The sequence below is a fragment of the Streptomyces sp. A012304 genome (assembly GCF_026008495.1).
Classification (GTDB): Bacteria; Actinomycetota; Actinomycetes; order Streptomycetales; family Streptomycetaceae; genus Streptomyces.
Genome location: NZ_BQUN01000126.1, coordinates 1 through 3,731 on the forward strand (window position 1 = coordinate 1; position 3,731 = coordinate 3,731).

5 protein-coding genes are annotated in these 3,731 nt (G+C 67.3%); 2 read left to right on the forward strand and 3 right to left on the reverse strand.

The window, feature by feature from the left end; translation table 11 throughout:
- Positions 1–20: 20 nt before the first annotated feature.
- From ALMP_RS32475 to ALMP_RS32485, 3 genes are all read right to left on the reverse strand, one after another.
- A complete protein-coding gene (locus ALMP_RS32475; RefSeq protein WP_264934977.1) occupies positions 21–815 on the reverse strand; it encodes a hypothetical protein in 795 nt (264 codons plus the stop codon).
- Positions 812–1,234 (reverse strand): hypothetical protein, encoded by a 423-nt coding sequence (locus tag ALMP_RS32480; RefSeq protein ID WP_264934979.1) that lies wholly within the window; start codon positions 1,232–1,234, stop codon positions 812–814. Before ALMP_RS32480 ends, ALMP_RS32475 begins: the two co-directional genes overlap by 4 nt.
- Positions 1,235–1,341: 107 nt before the next feature.
- Positions 1,342–1,848, reverse strand: coding sequence for a hypothetical protein (locus ALMP_RS32485; protein ID WP_264934981.1), 507 nt, complete (start codon positions 1,846–1,848; stop codon positions 1,342–1,344).
- 346 nt (positions 1,849–2,194) lie between these two features.
- Here ALMP_RS32485 and ALMP_RS32490 point away from each other — a divergent pair, with 346 nt between their 5' ends.
- Both ALMP_RS32490 and ALMP_RS32495 read left to right on the forward strand, forming a co-directional pair.
- Entirely contained in the window at positions 2,195–2,617 is a 423-nt protein-coding gene (locus tag ALMP_RS32490; protein ID WP_264934983.1) for a gamma-glutamylcyclotransferase family protein, read from the forward strand.
- A 383-nt stretch (positions 2,618–3,000) separates the two neighbouring features.
- Positions 3,001–3,693, forward strand: coding sequence for a hypothetical protein (locus ALMP_RS32495; protein WP_264934984.1), 693 nt, complete (start codon positions 3,001–3,003; stop codon positions 3,691–3,693).
- Positions 3,694–3,731 lie beyond the last annotated feature (38 nt).

The window sequence follows — 3,731 nt, forward strand, 5'->3', positions numbered from 1 at the left end:
GGCGAGCCGGTGGCCGGCGGTCAGGAAGCGAGACCGAGGCTGCCTGCGGCCGTGCGGCGCTGCTTCTTCTCGGCGAGCTTCTTGTCCAGGGCGCGCTGCAAGCTGCTGAAGGTCTCGTCACCCTGCCGTTTGAGCAGCATCGGGATCCGGTTCGCCGGGATGCCGACCTTCGGCGACTCGCTCAGGACAGACAGGAGGTCGGATTCCGTCTGGTCGGTGTAGCCCGCCTCCTCCAGTTCCTCGACGCCGGGGAACACGTCGGCATGGCGGTCGCTCTCCAGATCCAGCAGAAAGTCCTCCTTCCCGCCCAGGCTGTAGCACCACAGGAAATTCTCGGGCGGATTCGGCTCAACGAGCCGGCGGAAACGCGAAACGGATTTCGTGTAGCAGTAGAACCAGGTGTCTGCGGGGGCGTTCCGCATGATGCGCAGCCACGCCTGCAAATATTCGTCGGAATGGAAGTCGCCGGAATCGTGCAAGCGAATCCATTTGCCCCGATACCGCCGGTGGCGGAGTTCCTCGGCCATCTGGGCTTCCCACTCGTCCAGGGCATGCATCGTCATCCACATGTTGCGCTCGTGCGCGGCCAGGACGACCGGCCACCGATAGGTACCCACCCTCGCGTAGCAGAGCTTCGCGCAGGCCCCGGCCTCCGGGCAGGCGTTGTATGTCGATCCATCGGAAAAGCGGCCGGCCCAAGCGGGAAGTGGCCAGTTGAAGATCCCTTCGGCCCGCAGTTGCCGGTTCTGGGTGAGGAGCCACCGGCGCGCCTTGGGCTTCGTGTGCGGCGTGTCGGTGGTCGAGCTGGTGTTCATGTCGTGCTTTCCGTCTGGTTGGAGCTCGATGTGTCGGCCGGGCAGTCGTCATGGGGCGCGGCGCAGGCGTGCACACCGAACTTGGTGATGCCGCCTGCGGTCATCAGCGCCAGGTAGGCGAGACCGAGATCCAACTGCTGGCCCGCCTCGGCGGTGTGCTTCTTGCTCGGGAACTGGAGAACGTCGCCGCGGCCGCCGATGGCCGCAGCCGCCATGGCCCGGAGCGGGTCCAGTGCGTGCGGTGGCATCCGGCTGATCTCGAGCATCGCGATCGGCAGCGCGAACAAGAGGTGTTCGGTGAGGCCGTCGTGGAAGATCTGTTCCTTCTCGGTGCGTCGCGCAGGGGCCGGCACCGACACCACGGTGATGGTCGGTTCGGCCTGCTTCCGCAGCGGGTGCGGGGGATGGGAGCGAGTCATCGGTACTGCTTCGATCTGTTCGGGCGCCTCGACGCATTCGGGCGCCTCGACGCATTCGGGCGCCTCGACGCATTCGGGCGCCGCGACGCGGGGTGCTGCGGACCCGATTACGTCGTCAGTGGCTGACGCGGGAGCGGGCAGTCACTGTGATGGGCGGGCGAGGTGCGGTAGAACGGGGACTCGGCGAGGTCCTGGGCGCCACGCAGCCAGTCGCCGTAGTCGGCCAGGTTGTTGATGCATACCGTCGGAACGCGCGCTCCGCACTGCGGGCACGGGGCGATGGGGCTCAGGGCGAATCGCCGGGTGTTGTCGTAGGCGGCCAGGAACTCACGGGACATGGATCCGGCCGGGATCTGCAGCCGGATGGCCGGGCTCACTGCCCCTTCGATGAGGGGGTGGAGGTCGTCGGCCTGGCTGATGACGGTGACCCACTGCCTCAGGCGGAGCACGTGGCGCAGCATGGTGCGCGCGTAGCCGGCGGTGGCGAACACGGCATACGGAGCGGCCGCGCCGCCGATCCGGCTCGGCCGGCCCTCTGCTGACCTTTGGCCAGCCGCGCGGAGTGCCGCGTGGTCGAGCCGGGCCAGAGCGCGGGTGCTCATCATGAACGGCATGGGCAACTCCATGGGGTGAAGGACCGGTTGAATGGGCGTTCGTTGAGTGGGCGTCGTTCGATCCGGGCGCGGCACCGTGAGCGCCGCGCCCGGGGCCTGTGCCTCCGCTGTGCTGGGAGGGGGCAGCGGAGGTCGAGCCGCATGTGGGCGGCTCCTTCACAGGGTCGCCGGGCGGCGAGTGCTCACGCCCGACGACACATCCAAAGTACCGCAGTAAATCCAATTATGCAACACTCGCGATGGAAGGCAGGCCTGGGAGTTGCATAATTGGAAATAGTGCTGTAGAGTTGAGTCATCAACGCCGGAGAAGGTGACCGGCGAGCAGTACCAGAAAGGTGGCGAACCCGTGTTCACCACTGAGCAGAGGCCCGTTTTCGTCTACGGCACGCTCCGTGCCGGGCAGGGCAACTACTTCGGCATCCTGGAGGGCACCACGATTCAGGAGCGCCCCGCGACCCTGAACGACTACGCGATCTTCGGTTCCGGTGTCCCCTTCGCGATCCAGCGGGATGGCCGGAAGGTCGTCGGCGAGGTCATGGACGTAGACCCCGAGCAGTGGCCCGTCGTGCTCCGTCGGCTCGACCGGCTCGAAGGCTACCGGGGCGAGGGTCGCAACAACATGTACGACCGCAAGGTCCGCACTGTGACTCTTGCCGACGGCGGCGAGATCGAGGCGTACGTGTACCTCGCGGGCGAGTCGTCTCGCCGCTGGTTCACCGACGCCGAGGAGATCCCCGACGGTGACTTCGTCAAGGCGGAGTCCCGGTAAGTCCGTACCGCCCTCTGGGGTGAGCGGATGAACACCCCACCATGCAGTACCCGTCAGGCCGCGCGCGGCGCGGCCTGACGGCTTGAGCAGTACACCTCGGTCTCCTCGCGGAGAATCGAGGCAGAAAAGGAACAACTATGTGCGGTCTGTTCGGAGTTGTCCGAAACCAGACCTGTGACCCCACCCGCGCCACCATCATGTGTGTCGCCCTGGGGCATCTGGCCGAAGAGCGCGGAAAGGACTCGGCGGGCCTGGCGTTCGCCACCGCAGCAACGCAGCCGCTGACGCGGCGTCCGGTCAACAACCGCCGTGACGTTACGGCGGGAGGCTGGCGCATCGTCAAGGGATCTGGCCGGTTCCGTGACGTGTGGAAGTCCGACTACATGAGTGATCTCGACGCGGCTCCGGTCGCCCTCGGTCACACCCGCTGGGCGACCCAGGGTCGGACGACGCTGGTCAACTCCAGCCCGCTGCAGGTGGGACAGCTCATCGGCACGCACAACGGAGACGTGGACGCGTGGCGGCTGCGGGCGGAGTATGACCTCCCGCGACCGACGGGTGAGACCGACACTGAGGTGCTCTATCAGGCGCTCGACCAGGAGGGAGGGGTCATCCTGCCCACCCTCGACGTCCTGGAGTCCGTCGTGGGCCGGGCTGCTCTGGTGTGGACCGACCGGCGCTGGCCGCAACTGGTCATGCTGGCACGCACGGCGGTGAGCCCGCTCTCCGTCGCTGTCGACACCGAGGGGAACCTCTACTGGGCGTCCAACCCCGGATGGTTCCGCAAGGCCGCTCGCGCGGCGGACGTGACCATCGCCGAGATTCTGATGGTGCCGGAGGGCACGCTGATGATGATCGACTATTCCTCGGGCAGTCCGGCGCTGGTGGGCGACCGCCGCTTCACCGCGACGGCGCGGGCGAAGGACGACCGGCTGGCGCACATCGTCGCCTACCGGGGCTTCAGCATCGAGGACCAGGTGGCCGACGAGGAGGTGTGCAGTCACCGGACGCTGCGTGAGCCTCAGCGCTCGCGGTCCGTTTCGGCGCCGCTGTGGCTGTCTCCCAGCGGCAAGTAGGTCATCGACCCGAAGGAAGAATGGGGCCGGGGGACCGC